The organism is Teredinibacter turnerae T7901 (assembly GCF_000023025.1).
Lineage (GTDB): Bacteria > Pseudomonadota > Gammaproteobacteria > Pseudomonadales > Cellvibrionaceae > Teredinibacter > Teredinibacter turnerae_B.
Window position 1 is genome coordinate 3413432 of the sequence record NC_012997.1, and the last position, 15379, is coordinate 3428810.

Consider the following 15379-nt stretch of genomic DNA (forward strand, 5'->3'; position numbering starts at 1 on the left):
TCAAAACCCTACCACCTGTGCAGTTTGCAGGGCTGGCAACTCTGGGGTTACCCGCAATACTTTTAAACTCTCTTCTACAATTTTTGCGAACACTGGCGCTGCCGCTTCGCCGCCAAAATAATGCCCATCACTCGGTTCGTTAATAACGACAATCGCCACCAGGCGCGGGTTATCGGCCGGCGCCACACCCGCGAAGAGCGCAGTGTGGCGATCATCGGCATATCCATCACTGGAGACTTTGTGAGCGGTGCCCGTTTTTCCTGCCACCGGATAAGCGTCAATCTGTGCCCGCGTTGCAGTGCCACCTGGCTGTGGAACTGTCTTCATCATATTCAGCACTTCTTGTGCGATAGTCGCGTTAACTGCCGAGTGTTTCGCCACTGCTGACTTATCAACTTTTAGCAAACTTGCACTCTTGAATTCGCCGCCGTCCGCGATAGCCGCATATGCCTGCGCCAATTGCACGGTATTCACATTTAGCCCGTAGCCGAACGCCAGAGTCGCCACCTCAATCGGGTGCCAGCGATTGCGGTTTGGTAACACACCAATGCTTTCGCCGGGAAATCCCGTGCCGGAACTTTGCCCCAGGCCCATGCGGTAAAACATATCGCGAATTTGCACGGGCTCCAGGCTGAGCGCAATTTTAGTAATGCCGACCTGGCTTGATTTCGTGATGATTTTAGTCAGGCTCATAACGCCGTAGTCTTTCGGGTCTAAGAGCGCTTTGCGCCCGACCATAACATAGCCTGGGCTGGTATTTATGGTGTCGTTAAGATGGTATTTGCCCGACTCCAAGGCAGCCATCATAGTCAGGGGCTTAACGGTAGAGCCCGGCTCGAAAACATCGGTGAGTGCGCGATTGCGCAACTGCGCAGGTTTAATGGAACTGCGGTCGTTAGGGTTGTACGCTGGCTGGTTCGCCATCGCCAGAACCTCACCGGTTTTTACATCCATAACCACAACAGATCCGGATTTAGCGCCCTGCTTTTTAACTGCACTCGCCAGTTCGCGGTAAGCCAGGTATTGCAAGCGTAAATCCAGGCTGAGCGTGATGTCCTGCCCTGAAACAGGTGCTTTAAGCAGCCCGTCTTCCCTAACGATATTTCCTTTTAAATCTTTAACCACCTGTTTCGCACCGGGCGAACCTGCAAGATACTGATCGAACGCGAGTTCAATACCTTCCTGTCCGTGATCATTGATGTTAGTAAAACCGACCACATGCGCCGCAACTTCGCCTGCGGGATAAAAACGCTGGTATTCGGTTTCGCTGAAAACACCGGCAAACCGGTGCCGCAATATAGTCTCGGCTTCTTGTGGGGGCAGGTGCCGAGCCAAATACATAAATTGCTTGTTTGTGTATTTGGCAATACGCGCACTTAATTTCTTCGGCGACTCACCCAGTGCTTTGGCAAGGGCATTGTGCTGTTCGGGGTTGAGTCGCTGCGGGTTTGCATAAATCGAGGTGACCGGCGTACTTACTGCCAGAAGTTCGCCGTTGCGGTCGGTGATAACACCACGATACGCATTTAACACTTCGCTGCGCTGAGTGCGGGCCTCACCCTCACTCTGTAGAAATTCGTAACCTTTGTCCTGCGCTGGTACCACCTGTAGTTTCGCCAAATGCCAAACGAGCGCCAGCGGAAGCGATGCCATCACAAACACCATCGCCCACACACGCCACATTGACACTGCTTTGGCTACTTTCATTGACGTTTTACCAACACTGTTTTGGAAGAGTCGGGTACCTGCATTTTTAGTTTATTAACCGCAATATCCTCTACCCGCGCATAGGCTGCCCAGGTACTCTTTTCAAGCAAATACTGGCCAGACCTCACCTGCAATGTATTGGACTCCTTACGGAGCATTTCCAGTTGATGTGTTGATTGACGAGCTTTAAAAGAGGAGTAGACAACACCAACTGCACTGCCGAAAGCGCCAAACCACAAACCCAAAAACAGCAGATTTCCCAACACGGAAACCTGCTGTTTTAGCTGTGTCTTTTTGCCAGAACCTCGACCGCCCATCACCCACCTATAGTTTTTCTGCCACGCGCAAAGTTGCACTCCGTGAACGTATATTTTCTGCCAGTTCTCTATCTCCGGCGCGCTGTGCTTTGCCTAGAGTTTTCAATTTTTTTTCAAGCATATCTTCAGTAACAGGCATGCCTATTGGGAACTGCTTGCCCCGAGCCTGATCGCGCATAAAACGCTTAACAATACGGTCCTCCAGCGAATGAAAGCTAATAACAACCAGCCTGCCGCCAGAGGGCAACATTTCAAGAGACTGCGCAAGCGTCGCCGTTAAATCATCCAGCTCTCGATTTATAAATATTCTTATCGCTTGAAACGCGCGAGTCGCCGGATGCTTGCCCTTCTCCCACTTGGGGTTCGCTTCGCTCACAATATTTGCCAGCCTTAACGTTTGAGTAATGGGCGATTTTTCACGCTCAGCAACAATTGCCCTGGCCATTCGCCGAGCAAAACGTTCTTCGCCATATTCTTTTATAACGAACGCGAGCTCACTCTCTTCAGCCGTGTTTATCCACTCGGCTGCCGTCTGGCCGGAGGAATTATCCATCCGCATATCGAGTGGGCCATCGTGCATAAAGCTGAAACCACGCTCCGCCTGATCCAACTGGGGAGAAGACACACCAAGATCAAGCAACACACCACTTAGCGACCAGTTATTTGCGTGTGCTGCAGAAGCCCAGTGAGACGCCATATTCACAAAGGAGTCATGCACCATTGAGAACCGATTATCGCTACCCGCCAATTCGCGCCCGTATGCAACTGCCTCAGGATCCTTATCGAAGGCCAGCAATCTGCCCTGCGGCGAGAGTTTCTGCAGGACCGCACGGCTGTGCCCACCCCGCCCGAAAGTCCCATCGATGTATACGCCGTCAGCATTTGTCACCAACGCGTCCACCGACTCCTTGAGGAGCACTGAGTAATGAATCTCTTGTGTCACTACGTTACCTACAGTGAAAGCGAAAGCATTTCTGCTGGCAGCTCTTCGTCCACATCCAGGTCAGCCACTGAGGCCCACCATGACTCTTCGCTCCAGAGCTCAAATTTTTTGCCCATGCCAACCAGCATGAGTTTTTTATCCAGGTTGGCGTAGTTGCGTAGTGTAGGAGGCACCAGCACCCGTCCGTTGCTATCCAACTCCATCGCGCAGGCGTAACCAAGGAGAAGGCGCTGTGCACGGAGCGCGGCCTTATTAAAGGTGGGGAGAGCCTCAATTTTTGGCAGAATTTCCTGCCACTCAGGCTCTGGATAAATGAGGATGCAACGATCCTCGGTATGGGCCGTCATTACGATCCTTCCGCCGCACGCAGACGCAAGCGCATCCCGGTGCATCGCCGGAATTGCCATACGCCCTTTGGCGTCCATATTGATCGCTTGATTGCCTTGAAACACGTTGATTGTGCCGCCTTAGTACCCGTTTCCCCACAGGAGCCGTTCCTAGCTCCACAAAACACCACTAATCACCACTTAATACCACTAATGCACACTATATTTCCCATAGCTGCAAAGTCAAGAAAAACTCGAGACTGATTGAGCTAAGCCCTTGAAATATCGACACTTTTATAAGTTGGTCACACTATATACACAAATCCAAACAACTAAAAAAACCGGGTTAAGCAATAACTTAAGCCCAGCTTCTAGAATTTACTTTAAGTTCAAGACTATTTAGGTTTATTAGCGAAGTTACTTATAGACGAGGGGAATATGGCGCCAGAGGCATAGAATCAACGCCGCAAGGAGGGAATGTTGCGACATTCCGTAGGAAAAGCAGGCAAATGAATACGTTATTGGGAAGTCGATCAGGTTAGCAGTCTTGCCCCCCAAGATGCCGATTGAGCACATCGACCAAGCGGTTGACGTCCACCGGTTTAGTCAGGTAATCAACAAAGCCCGCTTGGAGGCCTTTATCAACATCCTGCGACATCGCATTTGCCGACAAAGCCACCACGGGGATTCCACGGGTTAAAAAATCGTTTTTGAGTACTTCCAGTACTTGGTACCCGTCCAAGTCGGGCAAGTTGATATCCAGCACGATCAAGTCCGGCGGAGATGTGCGGGCCTCGTACAAACCCAAGAGAGGCTCCATAACTGTTTTGACAGACAACAATTCGAACCGCTGGATAATTTTCTCAAACAGACGTGTATTTGCAGGATTATCTTCGATGTACAAAATACGTTTGGGCTCTGCAAGATTGAGCAGTTTTCGTGTGCGGGCGAATGCATCATCCGCTTGAACCGAAACAGATTTGACTCCCTCTTTAGCCAGCGGCAGATCCATCCAAAATCGCGAGCCAACACCCACCTCACTGTGAAACCCCAGCGTACCGCCCATCATTTCCACGAGTCGCTTGGTGATAACCAATCCAACGCCACTTCCCTCCACGGCACCAAGCTCTGCATGGAGTCGATTAAAAGGCTCAAACACCTGCGCTTGCAGAGCATCTGGAATACCGCGCCCGGTGTCGGTAACCATGATGCGCAAACGACCTTCCCCCACCGCGGTAAGCGAAATGTTCACGCTGCCGTCTTTGGTGTTGTATTTCACCGCGTTGGAAATCAAATTTAACAGCGCCTGCTTGAGACGCGTGTTGTCGGCAAAAATAGCGGATTGCTGATGCTGCAGGGCATCGCGCTCAATCGTGATTCCCTGCTCTTGCGCCAGCGGCGACACCAAGCGAACGGCTTCGTCCAGCAAACGCTGGGGATACACCGGCTCCATCGATAGCGTCATCCGCCCTGCTTCGATCTTTGCTAGATCAAGGACTTCATTTATCAGGTGTAGAAGGTGGGTACCGGCTTTCTTCACCTCTTGCAGGTTGTCGCACTGATCAGGTGTGAGGTTGGTGTCATAGTCGAAAAGCTGCACGTAACCTAAGATTGCGTTCAACGGCGTGCGCAACTCGTGGCTCATGCTTGAGAGAAACTCTGATTTGGCCTGATTAGCCTGCTCCGCTGCCACTTTTGCCTGCACCACGGCAAGCTGTGTGTTTTTTAGTTCAGTAATATCCATATTACTGCCCGAAATTTTTACCGCGCGCCCTTCTTTGTTATAGGTCGCCTCCGCGCGAGCCCGGATCCAACGCTGAGTTCCATCTTTTGCCTTAATCTGGTATTCAATATCGAAAGGAGCTCGCTCTAAAATATGTTTGCGCAATGCCTCCTTAAACCGCTTCACATCCACCGGGCTCATGCGCGCTTCCCAGTCCGCAATTGTCGTCAAATTAAGCTCGCGAACGTCTTCCGCAGTGAAACCAATCTGTTCCCAGCAAATATCAGAGAAGGAAATTACGTTGTTGTCGAAGCTCCAATCCCAAACGCCATCACGAGTGCCGGCGATAATGCGCGAGTAGCGTGCTTCACTGGCCCGCAGCGCTTGTTCGGTTTGCTTTAATTGAGAGATGTTGTAGTTGGCCCCAGCCAACTGATGCGTCCAACCAGATGCGTCGCGAAACCCCTGACCATTTACCCGAACCCATAAATAATAACCGGCTTTAGCCTGCAGCCTGTAACACAGGTCCAGCGCGACACCTTCGCGAATAGTCGCTGTAACCGCCTGCTGGAACAGCGCTCTGTCATCTGGATGAATGTAATTCAACAACACTTCGGGCGCAGTCATCGTCTGGATGTCTAGCTCGCTATAGCCCAACTCACGCCAAAAAGTGCCGTACCAGCGCAGCTTGTTTGTGCCTAGATCCCACTCCCAAAACCCATGACCACAACCCAGCATACTGCGCTGATAGCTGGCCATTTCTTCGCCAAGATCATTAATGTCGATATCGGAGAGTTCAGGGTTCCAGATGACATCCAACATGCGTTTTCCTTTTCACCACAGGGCATAATTCCCTCGGGCGCCGACCTGTTCTTCCGTATACCAGCCGACAACACGCGCCCACTTGAGCAACGATACCTTCGCCTGATGCGAAGATTTAAAGGTGGAACACCCGGCAGTGTACCGCCGGGTGTTGATAGAATTGAGCTGGCCGATAAGCCGGGTTCTGTCGAGGACAATCATTCATCTGGGATATGTGTCACCACACACCTCAAGCGACCTACCCGAATCCAGTGCGGGTCACACCTGTAGGATTCCTATTTGGTCTTGCTCCGAACGGGGTTTACCGTGCCACGAACTGTTACCAGACGCGCGGTGCGCTCTTACCGCACCCTTTCACCCTTACCTGTGCCACTAGGGCCATCGGCGGTCTACTCTCTGCTGCACTTTCCGTAGGCTCTCGCCCCCCAGGCGTTACCTGGCGTTCCACCCTTTGGAGCCCGGACTTTCCTCCTCGCACTAAAGTACGACGCGATTGTCTGGCCAGCTCGAAGCGAAGAGTACAAAGCCAATGACTAAAGCACAAGAGAACGATCAAAAATATAGGTATTTTTCCTCGTTAACCAGCCGCTCAATCTCCGCCGGACCGAAAGGAACCGTGTCGACAAAAGGCTGTAAATGGCCAACGGCATGACCAAGATCGCTGGTGCTGGACTCACATACGCGCACATTTACCACCTCAAACGCGCTTAGTTTGGCGGCGAGGTCGACAATCGGGCGATATTTTTCGTAGTTTTCCCGAAAAAAAATGGCGACTTCCGGGCCGTGAATCACAAATGCCAATGGCGGCTGACCGGACGCTAATTTGCCTGAACGAAACCACGACTCCGCACGCAGTAGTGCGCTTTCTACATCAGACGGGGAATTAAGGTCTATGCGCGCCAGATAGCCCTGCTCATCCAGCTCAGCGGCCACAACACCCGGCGCGTCAAATGAACCCGAGTGCTTCGGCTTCACGTCGAAACGCTTGGGAGGTACTTCGGCCAGCACAGCCGAAGAGAGGAGCAGGCCTGCAAAAAGTATGGCGAGAGAACGCAGCATTACTGGTTAGATCGAAAATGAAGATCCGCAACCACAGGTCGATGACGCATTTGGGTTTTCTACGGTGAAGCGAGAGCCCTGCAGCCCTTCCTGATAATCCAGTGTAGCGCCCACCAAGTAGGGGTAACTCATCGAATCCACCAAAACGGTAACGCCAGATTTTTCGATCTGAGCATCGTCGTCTCCGCTGACTTCATCAAATGCGAACCCATATTGGAAACCGGAGCACCCGCCACCCGTTACATAAACTCGCAACTTAAGCTCTGGGTTGCCTTCTTCGTCAATAAGATCTTTCACTTTGGAAACCGCGTTCTGGGTTACCAACAGGGGCTCTGGAACAAACTCCTCGACACCACTCATCATTTCTGCCTCAATTGTCTGCGCTATGCTGTTGCGCTTATTGCATTCGAACCAAATTATCCGAGTACCCGAGTGTTTCAGTCAAGTATCAAGATTTTACTCTGGACGCAACGGCATCGGTTTGTAGAGCAGTAACCGACGCGCTGTCTGAGGTTGTGGTCGCAGCGGCATCCTTACTGGCGGCGCTATCTTCGTCTCCAATATGCATGAGCTTGCCATTCACCGACGCGCCTTTAACCATTTCAATGACTTTGTAGTACACATTCCCGTCTACCACGGCATTGGCAGCTAACTCGAGATGTTTGGCACAATGCACATCGCCATTCACACGCCCGTTAATAATGATTTTGGGTGCGCGAATTTCACCGGTCACTTCACCACGAGAGCGCACTCGTACCAACGCATCAGAGGCTGCGTCCGCTACCACGTTGCCTTTTACACGACCTTCAATATCCAAGGTCCCGCCAAAGCGCACGTCGCCGACGATTTCCAGAGCATTATCAAACAGCGTATGACCGCCATTTGCGAAAGGACTGTCTTTTTTCTTACCGAACATGGATTAGGCCTCCTCTACCAGCCATCCGAAACGTTTTTCCACGGTCACGCCGCGACTTCCAGTTGATGTAGCCTCCAACTCCAGTCGCTCTGGCTCAAACCCTTCAGGCAGCGCAAGGCGCCCCTGAACAGTTTGAAAGTACTTGAACCGCAATTTGATACGATTTTCGGAGACTTGTTCCGACAAATCTTTTAGAGGCAAGGTGACCTCTACACCATTCTGGCGACCTACCACCTTCGCAATAAGGTAGCCATTTAAAAGCTGATGATTTACAGCGAGTTGCTGCAACACCACTTTATAATCGTATTGCCGGGCGACATCGGTATCGACTATCTCAACCGCCCCAAAACTCAACCCCACTTTGTTACCGCTCGGCGCCATCAGGTTTCGGTAAAAGCTGTTGTCTTCCTGCAGTTTTGCCAGCTGGTCTTTGAGTTCTATGACTTCCTGGCGCACATCTTCATTCGCTTGACGATCGATCTCAGCCCCCAGATTAAAGTTCTCAATCTGCTGCTCCAGCTCCGCCACTTGATTTGAACGAGTCAGTAAGGCTGCACTTAAGCGAGTAACATCATCCAGCGCCTGCTCCCGCCCCGCCATTCCATTTGAATGGCCCAGGTTATAACTCAGGTAACCGGTGCCACATATCACAGCGACAAGCAGTACGTACGACAACGCACGCAGCAACGGTCTATCGCGCACGACTCGCAAGGGAAATTGCTTAGTGCCTCTAACTACTGTCATTCGATCATATATCCAAAGAAGTACTTATTATTTTGCGTGCTGGTGGTCTACCGAACGTATTTAGATTAGGCGCTGGAAGCCCCGAGTCTGTTATGGCAACAGCGCTGGTGCCGCCAGCCCCATCGTTTCGTCGAAGCCAAACATAATATTCATGTTCTGTATGCCTTGTCCGGATGCGCCTTTAGTCAGATTGTCTATCACGGAGGCGACTACCACAGTACCACGCGACTGGGGTTCCAACACGGCTAAGCGGCATATATTGCTGCTCTTAACGCTCCTGGTCTCTGGCAACACACCTTGAGGCAATACATCGACAAACGGCTCATTTGCGTAAAAATCTTCGAACAACGCCTGCAAGTCCACATTTTCAATCAGACGCGCAAACAAGGTGGAATGTATGCCGCGAATCATTGGTAATAGGTGTGGAACAAACGTAAGTTCGGGTTCCGCAGCATCGGGAGTTTGCATATCACGCAACCCCTGTTCAATTTCCGGCAGGTGGCGATGACCGCCGGCAGCGTATGTTTTAAAGCTTTCGCCCATTTCCGCCATCAGCAGGTCCACTTTTGCCTGCTTGCCCGCACCGCTCACGCCGGAGGCACTACTGGCTATCAAAGACCGGGGATCAATTAAATCGTTCGCCAACAATGGATAAAAACCCAGCTGGATAGACGTGGGGTAACAACCCGGGCAGGCGACAAGCTGTGCATCTTTAATCTGCTCACGGTGGATCTCTGGTAATCCATACACCGCTTGCGCTACCAATTCCGGGCAACCGTGTTGCTGGCCGTACCACTTTTCCCAGACCTCTATGTCACGAATGCGGAAGTCTGCAGACAAATCGATTGCGCGCACACCCGCCGCTAGAACCTCTTTCATCATAGCCTGTGCAACCCCATGCGGTGTGGCAAAAAACACCAAATCACAGGCTCCCAGCGCATGACTTTCTGGTTCACTGAAGTAAAGATCGTCGTAGTGACCGCGCAGGGTTGGGAACAGCTCAGTGACACATTTACCAGCCTCCGCTCGAGACGTGATAAGTGTTACCTCTACCTTCGGATGAACCGCCAGCAAACGCAACAGCTCAACACCTGTATACCCTGTTCCACCGACAATACCAACTTTGATCACCTGCGACTCCAATTCTAATCATGACGAATTTGATGGCGTATGATAATGTTCTTTATGATAAATCGAAAGAAAGGCTGCCACGTTCTGGGGCCTGTTCACACTAATTTATCGAACAGTGCGGCCCGCAAATATTTGCCACAGACACTTGCAGAACGTGTCTTGGCGGTAACGAAGCTTTGGTAGCTTCGGCTGCCGAGCAAAAAATCAGACTGAAAATACCCTGCATTTTCGGGTCTATAGTTGGCTGGGGGATAACCTGAATTATCCGAACGGCGATCCGTTTTAGCCTGAGACTCCCAGTTCTGGCAGAGCGAATAGAACTAGTGTTAACAGACCGCCGGGCACCTTTGCGCTCTCACTCGTGGAGAAGACTATTTGAGCAATAGCAACCACAACGACAATCACCCGCACGGCACGAGTTCCCCCTCTGACTCCAGCACCACATCCGAAAATTTCTTCAACCGCTTCCGTCATTCGCTGGCCTACATCGATGCGCTGCCACAGTTAACCATTTTGGGGCTCATTGTCGGCCTTTTTACCGGTGGCGTGATTGTGGTGTTTCGCCTGCTCACGGAACAGCCGCTCAGCTACTTCATGGCAGGACAACCGGATAACTTCGAAAGCTTTTCCCCTCGCGATAGGGTGATTATTATTTTTTCCGGTATTCTCGCCCTCGCGCTGGTGCTCAAACTGGCAGGCAAAAAATATCGCGAGACCAGCGTAGGCCACGTATTGGACCGCACCCACAATCACCAGGGCAAACTGCCTTTGGGAAACTGTGTGGTGCAATTTGCCGGCGCAGTGGTCGCCTTGGTTAGCGGCCAGTCTGTCGGCCGCGAGGGACCTGCGGTGCACTTGGGCGCAGGTGCCGCCAGCCAACTCGGGCAGTGGTTGCGCCTACCGAGCAACAGCATGCACACACTGGTCGGTTGCGGTGTGGCAGCGGCAATCGCCGCGTCTTTCGATACGCCTATGGCCGGTGTCATCTTTGCCATGGAAGTGATCATGATGGAATACACCATCGTGGGCTTCGTACCGGTTATTCTCGCTTCGGTTATGGGCACGGCAGTAAGTCAGGCAGTGTTTGGCAAACACTCGCTCCTCGTCGGCAGCAGCGATATGACAAGCCTGCTCGAACTGCCATATATGGTGTTTTTCGGGCTGCTCATCGCTCTCTGCGCTGCCGTTTATATCCGGCTGAATATTTTTGCGCTGCAATTTGGCAAGTACCCGGTTTTCCTGCGCCTGTTCGCAGCCGGCTTCTACACCGCCGTAATCGCCATATTTGTGCCCGAAATAATGGGTCTGGGCTATGACACGGTTAACGCCGCTCTCGCCGGAAAATTAACGGTATATAGCCTGTTAATTATTGCCGCCGCAAAGCTGGCGGTTACGCCAGTCGTTATTGGATTGGGAGTACCCGGTGGCGTGATTGGCCCACTAATGTTTATCGGTGCCTGCGTGGGCGGTGTGGTAGGCACTCTTCTACCATTACTGGTACCGGAACAACAAACCAACGCGAGCTTTTATGCGGTGCTCGGCATGGCGGGCATGATGGCGGCAACACTGAATGCGCCGCTCGCTGCCCTGGTCGCCGTACTGGAACTGAGCTACAACCCTCATATGATATTTCCGGCGATGCTGGTGATTGTGGTCGCCTGTGTTTCCACCCGACAATTTTTTCGCTTGAACAGCATTTTTATTGAACAGTTAAATCACTCTGGCCGGCAGCTGGATTTTGGCCCGGCACGGCAAGCTTTGCGCCGCGCGGGAGTGCGCAGCATTATGGACAATCGCTTTCTCACGTGTTCGCGTAAACTTCAACCCGAACTCGCCAATCAGCTGCTCCAGACCAACCCAATGTGGATATTATTCGACGATGATGGCGAGAAAATCGCGTTGCGCGCGGCGGATCTCGCTATCGAACTGGAAAAGCGCAAAGAGACTGCCCCCTCCAGCGACGAAGAGCCAAATGCCGCCCTGGATCTGCTGGAAATTCCCGGCCGTCGCCTTTCCACTATCGCCATCGACGACACCGCCAATTTAATTCAGGCACTCGAGCTGTTTCGCCAGACTGGAGCCGATGGACTCTATGTCGCCGGCAGCTATGGCCTGTCTGCAGGTAAAACGCAGGGGATTGTCACCCTGGCAGCAATACAAAATTATTATCAACCTAAGGAATTAAAAAATGTTATGGGTTAAAGCGCTCCACATTATCAGTGTGGTTTGTTGGTTCGCAGTACTGTTTTACTTGCCACGGCTCTTCGTCTATCACGCAATGACCGATAATCCCGCGATCAAAGAGCAGTTTAAAATAATGGAGCGACGCCTATATCGGGGAATTGGAATTCCTTCCATGGTCGCTACTTTGGTGTTTGGCATTTGGGCTACCAGCTACAATTGGAGCTACTATATGCACAGCGGCTGGTTCCATATCAAAATGACCCTCGTCGTCACCCTGGTGATTTACCATCACATGTGCGGAGCGCTACTAAAGCAATTCGCTCGCGACGAATGCACAAAATCCCACGTATTTTTTCGCTGGTTCAATGAATACCCGACTCTCGTTCTGGTAGCCTGCGTATTACTGGTTGTTTTAAAGCAACCAGGTTAATGGCGCTAGAAGTTATCATGCCAGTGTTTTCCGTGTGATAGACTCCGCCAGTAACACAGGGGCAGAAACCGATCATGGAAAGCATTGGCAATAATCCACCGATTATTCTCACCTTCGCAGCACTGGACCCGTCCGGGACCGGGGGCCTGCAGGCCGACATAGAAACCGCAGCCAGTCTTGGCTGCCATTGCGCGCCGGTTGCCACCACTTTGGTTGCAGAGGGTGTTAATAGCAATGCAGAGTCGCACGCGGTTTCCTCCACGCTATTAATTTCGCAAGCGCGTTCTGTGCTGGAAAACATGAACGTGGCAACTATCAAGCTGGGCTTTTTGGGTTCTGTGGCAAACGTCGAAGCCGTGCACACGATTTTGCGCGATTATGCTTCTATCCCCGTAGTCGCTCACCCCACCCTGTATATCTGGGACAAAATGGATGAACAGCAAAGCGGCCTTGCAGACGCCCTTTTCACCCTTATTTTTCCGCTCGTAAAAGTGGGGATTTTTTCGGTATATGAAGCCCGAGTGGTTTCCCGTCAGTCGGACACTATAGCAACAACAGCCCAGGCCATTGCCGGCACCGGCTGCGAGTACACCTTGATCACGGGTACCGGCGAAGACCAACCCAATTTTCGCAACAGCAGCTACTCCCAAAAAGGTCTGGTTGAGCACTACAACTGGGAACAGGAGCCTCCCACCTGCCACGGGACCAGCACAACCCTGACAATGAGTACCGCGGCTTACCTTGCGCACAGTGGCGACCCGCTCGTTGCAATTCAGCAGGCACAAAATTTTACCTGGCAGACCATCCGCGCGGCGCGCCCACTCGGCTATGCCACTCACACGCCCCACCGCTTTTTCTGGGCCGATAAAAACATTGAATCCTGCGATAAAATTCCCACCAAAACAAAAAACCACTGACCTGTTTTAAACAATGCCCACACATTCTTTGCCGCGCATTTACGGTATAACCGATAGCGGCTTGCTACCCACAACCCACCAACTTGTCACTGCCGTGGAAACTGCACTACTGGCCGGTGTCACTTGGATTCAATACCGCGCGAAACAGCTGGATCCAGACACCAAACTCAAGCAAGCCGAGCGCCTTATAGCGCTCTGCCAAACCTTGAACGGCGTACTTATTGTGAATGACGACGTACACCTGGCCCAGCGCATTGGGGCGCACGGGGTGCACCTCGGCCAGAGTGATATGCCCGTTGTTCAGGCGCGCGCGATTCTCGGGCCTGAAGCATTGATCGGCGTTACCTGCCACAGCGACCTTGCCCTCGCCCGCAAGGCAGCAGATGAGGGCGCCAGTTATCTCGCGTTCGGCCGTTTTTTTCGCTCGAGCACTAAACCCGACGCACCAGTCGCGCCGCTATCAGTTTTAAAAAAGGCAAAAACGCAGTTTCAACTGCCTATCGTCGCGATTGGCGGCATTGATGCCGCAAATGCACTTGAAGTGTACCGAGCAGGAGCGGACAGCCTCGCTTGCTGCAACAGTCTTTTTGACGGCAATAATGTAAAATCCCGAGCCGAAATGCTATTTAGGAGCCTGTCCCATCATGAGTAATTTTTCCGAAGTCTTCGCCCGCGCCCAAAAAACCATCCCGGGCGGTGTCAACTCTCCTGTGCGGGCTTTCAAGGCAGTTGGCGGTGAACCCGTATTCATTGATCACGCAAAAGGCGCCTACGTATACGACATTCACGGCAAACGCTATGTCGACTATGTGTTGTCCTGGGGACCGATGTTATTGGGGCACGGCGACGACGACGTATTGGATGCAGTACGTGCAAAACTGGATAAAGGTTTGAGTTTTGGCGCTCCCACCGAAATTGAAACCGAACTGGCAGAAAAAATCTGCAATATTATGCCCGGCATGGACAAAGTGCGTTTTGTGAACTCGGGTACCGAGGCCACGATGAGCGCGATTCGCCTCGCGCGAGGCTACACCGGGCGCGACAAAATCGTGAAGTTCGAAGGCTGCTATCACGGCCACTCCGATTCCCTACTGATTAAAGCAGGCAGCGGCGCGCTCACGCTTGGCGTGCCCAGCTCACCCGGCGTTCCGGCTTGTCTTGCGGAACACACGATCACGCTCACCTACAACAATATCGAACAGGTCAGGCAACTGTTTCGCGACCGCGGGAATGAGATCGCCTGCATTATTGTGGAGCCTGTCGCAGGCAACATGAACTGCATTCCGCCGGAGCCAGGATTCCTGCAAGCACTTCGCGAAGTCTGCACTCAAGCCGATGCGCTGCTGATTTTTGACGAAGTGATGACTGGCTTCCGCCTGGGACTAAGTGGTGCTCAGGGTTACTACCAGGTACAACCTGACATTACCACCCTGGGTAAAGTTATTGGTGGCGGCATGCCCGTTGGCGCATTCGGCGGCAGTGAACGTATTATGGATTTTATTGCTCCGGTTGGGCCGGTTTATCAAGCGGGAACCTTATCGGGCAACCCCGTCGCGATGGCAGCGGGATTAAAAACCCTGGAAAAAATCAGCGCGGAGGGCTTCTACCAACCCATTTTTGATAAAACCGCAGCCCTGTGTCGCAACCTGGAATCAGCGGCCAAAGAAGCAGGAATCGGATTTACCACCAACTACGTGGGCTCTATGTGGGGCGGTTTTTTCACGGAAGAGGAGAAGATCAGCAATTACCAGCAGGTAATGGCGTGCAATACGGAGAGATTTAACCGATTTTTCCACGGCATGCTGGACGAAGGTGTTTACCTGGCACCAGCATCCTATGAAGCCGGTTTTATGTCGGTTAGCCACAGCGACGAGGACATCGATTTCACTGTAAATGCCGCCCGCAAAGTCTTCGCAAATATCAAATAAAGAACCTAGGGCCTGTTAACACTAATTCGATTCATTCTGTTGCGGCTAAAATTTCGCTGTCAAGGCGTTTGGAGCGTAGTTTGGTTGTTCCAAATGAGCGATAAACAACGCTGAGAGCGGGATTTTAGCCGCAACCCGCAGGGCTGGGCCTGTATTTCCAGGCTGATGCGTTATTTTTCGCTCGTTTAGCCCGCTAAACAACGCCAAAAATGCCTTTCATCCTGAAAATACA

At 52.1% G+C, this 15379-nt stretch carries 15 protein-coding genes and 1 other RNA gene; 5 read left to right on the forward strand and 11 right to left on the reverse strand.

Annotated elements, in window-relative coordinates; genetic code table 11:
• From TERTU_RS13535 to argC, 11 genes are all read right to left on the reverse strand, one after another.
• Complete coding sequence (locus TERTU_RS13535) at positions 1 to 1707, reverse strand: peptidoglycan D,D-transpeptidase FtsI family protein (protein WP_019602690.1); 1707 nt, start codon at positions 1705 to 1707, stop codon at positions 1 to 3.
• Positions 1704 to 1973, reverse strand: coding sequence for a cell division protein FtsL (gene ftsL / locus TERTU_RS13540; RefSeq protein ID WP_228378158.1), 270 nt, complete (start codon positions 1971 to 1973; stop codon positions 1704 to 1706). Before ftsL ends, TERTU_RS13535 begins: the two co-directional genes overlap by 4 nt.
• Positions 1974 to 2031: 58 nt before the next feature.
• Positions 2032 to 2967 carry a 16S rRNA (cytosine(1402)-N(4))-methyltransferase RsmH gene (gene rsmH, locus TERTU_RS13545; protein ID WP_015817894.1) on the reverse strand — a complete coding sequence of 312 codons (936 nt, stop codon included), beginning with the start codon at positions 2965 to 2967 and terminating at the stop codon, positions 2032 to 2034.
• A gap of 8 nt (positions 2968 to 2975) precedes the next feature.
• The gene (gene mraZ, locus TERTU_RS13550; protein WP_015819777.1) at positions 2976 to 3419 is read right to left on the reverse strand and encodes a division/cell wall cluster transcriptional repressor MraZ; all 444 of its coding nucleotides are present in this window, start codon (positions 3417 to 3419) and stop codon (positions 2976 to 2978) included.
• Between the two features lie 412 nt (positions 3420 to 3831).
• Positions 3832 to 5838 carry a PAS domain-containing hybrid sensor histidine kinase/response regulator gene (locus TERTU_RS13555; protein WP_015819332.1) on the reverse strand — a complete coding sequence of 669 codons (2007 nt, stop codon included), beginning with the start codon at positions 5836 to 5838 and terminating at the stop codon, positions 3832 to 3834.
• Positions 5839 to 5995: 157 nt separating this feature from the next.
• Positions 5996 to 6347, reverse strand: an RNA gene (gene rnpB, locus TERTU_RS21110) — RNase P RNA component class A.
• A gap of 43 nt (positions 6348 to 6390) precedes the next feature.
• On the reverse strand, positions 6391 to 6897 hold the full coding sequence (locus tag TERTU_RS13560; protein WP_015820677.1) for a hypothetical protein: 507 nt from the start codon (positions 6895 to 6897) through the stop codon (positions 6391 to 6393).
• Between the two features lie 6 nt (positions 6898 to 6903).
• Entirely contained in the window at positions 6904 to 7260 is a 357-nt protein-coding gene (gene erpA / locus TERTU_RS13565) for an iron-sulfur cluster insertion protein ErpA (protein WP_015820242.1), read from the reverse strand.
• 85 nt (positions 7261 to 7345) lie between these two features.
• The gene (locus tag TERTU_RS13570; protein WP_015816910.1) at positions 7346 to 7813 is read right to left on the reverse strand and encodes a bactofilin family protein; all 468 of its coding nucleotides are present in this window, start codon (positions 7811 to 7813) and stop codon (positions 7346 to 7348) included.
• A gap of 3 nt (positions 7814 to 7816) precedes the next feature.
• A complete protein-coding gene (locus TERTU_RS13575) occupies positions 7817 to 8557 on the reverse strand; it encodes a DUF6776 family protein (protein WP_041590248.1) in 741 nt (246 codons plus the stop codon).
• Between the two features lie 90 nt (positions 8558 to 8647).
• Positions 8648 to 9688 (reverse strand): N-acetyl-gamma-glutamyl-phosphate reductase, encoded by a 1041-nt coding sequence (argC, locus tag TERTU_RS13580; RefSeq protein WP_012779335.1) that lies wholly within the window; start codon positions 9686 to 9688, stop codon positions 8648 to 8650.
• Positions 9689 to 10063: 375 nt separating this feature from the next.
• Between argC and TERTU_RS13585 the strand changes: the two genes are divergently transcribed.
• The 5 genes from TERTU_RS13585 (at position 10064) to hemL (ending at position 15147) form a co-directional block, all read left to right on the forward strand.
• On the forward strand, positions 10064 to 11890 hold the full coding sequence (locus TERTU_RS13585) for a chloride channel protein (protein ID WP_015818439.1): 1827 nt from the start codon (positions 10064 to 10066) through the stop codon (positions 11888 to 11890).
• Positions 11877 to 12302, forward strand: a complete 426-nt coding sequence (gene hemJ, locus TERTU_RS13590) for a protoporphyrinogen oxidase HemJ (RefSeq protein WP_015819571.1) — start codon at positions 11877 to 11879, stop codon at positions 12300 to 12302. Before TERTU_RS13585 ends, hemJ begins: the two co-directional genes overlap by 14 nt.
• Before the next feature lie 74 nt (positions 12303 to 12376).
• Complete coding sequence (gene thiD / locus TERTU_RS13595) at positions 12377 to 13219, forward strand: bifunctional hydroxymethylpyrimidine kinase/phosphomethylpyrimidine kinase (protein WP_015819061.1); 843 nt, start codon at positions 12377 to 12379, stop codon at positions 13217 to 13219.
• Between the two features lie 13 nt (positions 13220 to 13232).
• Positions 13233 to 13871 (forward strand): thiamine phosphate synthase, encoded by a 639-nt coding sequence (thiE, locus tag TERTU_RS13600; RefSeq protein ID WP_015820471.1) that lies wholly within the window; start codon positions 13233 to 13235, stop codon positions 13869 to 13871.
• Positions 13864 to 15147, forward strand: coding sequence for a glutamate-1-semialdehyde 2,1-aminomutase (gene hemL / locus TERTU_RS13605; RefSeq protein WP_015820971.1), 1284 nt, complete (start codon positions 13864 to 13866; stop codon positions 15145 to 15147). Before thiE ends, hemL begins: the two co-directional genes overlap by 8 nt.
• The last annotated feature ends 232 nt before the right edge of the window (positions 15148 to 15379 follow it).

Excerpts from the sequence above, each read along its gene's own strand:
- TERTU_RS13535 (WP_019602690.1), bottom strand. The coding sequence starts at position 1,707 with ATGAAAGTAGCCAAAGCAGTGTCAATGTGGCGTGTGTGGGCGATGGTG.
- TERTU_RS13555 (WP_015819332.1), bottom strand. The coding sequence starts at position 5,838 with ATGTTGGATGTCATCTGGAACCCTGAACTCTCCGATATCGACATTAAT.
- TERTU_RS13560 (WP_015820677.1), bottom strand. The coding sequence starts at position 6,897 with ATGCTGCGTTCTCTCGCCATACTTTTTGCAGGCCTGCTCCTCTCTTCG.
- erpA (WP_015820242.1), bottom strand. The coding sequence starts at position 7,260 with ATGATGAGTGGTGTCGAGGAGTTTGTTCCAGAGCCCCTGTTGGTAACC.
- TERTU_RS13570 (WP_015816910.1), bottom strand. The coding sequence starts at position 7,813 with ATGTTCGGTAAGAAAAAAGACAGTCCTTTCGCAAATGGCGGTCATACG.
- TERTU_RS13575 (WP_041590248.1), bottom strand. The coding sequence starts at position 8,557 with ATGACAGTAGTTAGAGGCACTAAGCAATTTCCCTTGCGAGTCGTGCGC.
- hemJ (WP_015819571.1), top strand. The coding sequence starts at position 11,877 with ATGTTATGGGTTAAAGCGCTCCACATTATCAGTGTGGTTTGTTGGTTC.
- thiD (WP_015819061.1), top strand. The coding sequence starts at position 12,377 with ATGGAAAGCATTGGCAATAATCCACCGATTATTCTCACCTTCGCAGCA.
- thiE (WP_015820471.1), top strand. The coding sequence starts at position 13,233 with ATGCCCACACATTCTTTGCCGCGCATTTACGGTATAACCGATAGCGGC.
- hemL (WP_015820971.1), top strand. The coding sequence starts at position 13,864 with ATGAGTAATTTTTCCGAAGTCTTCGCCCGCGCCCAAAAAACCATCCCG.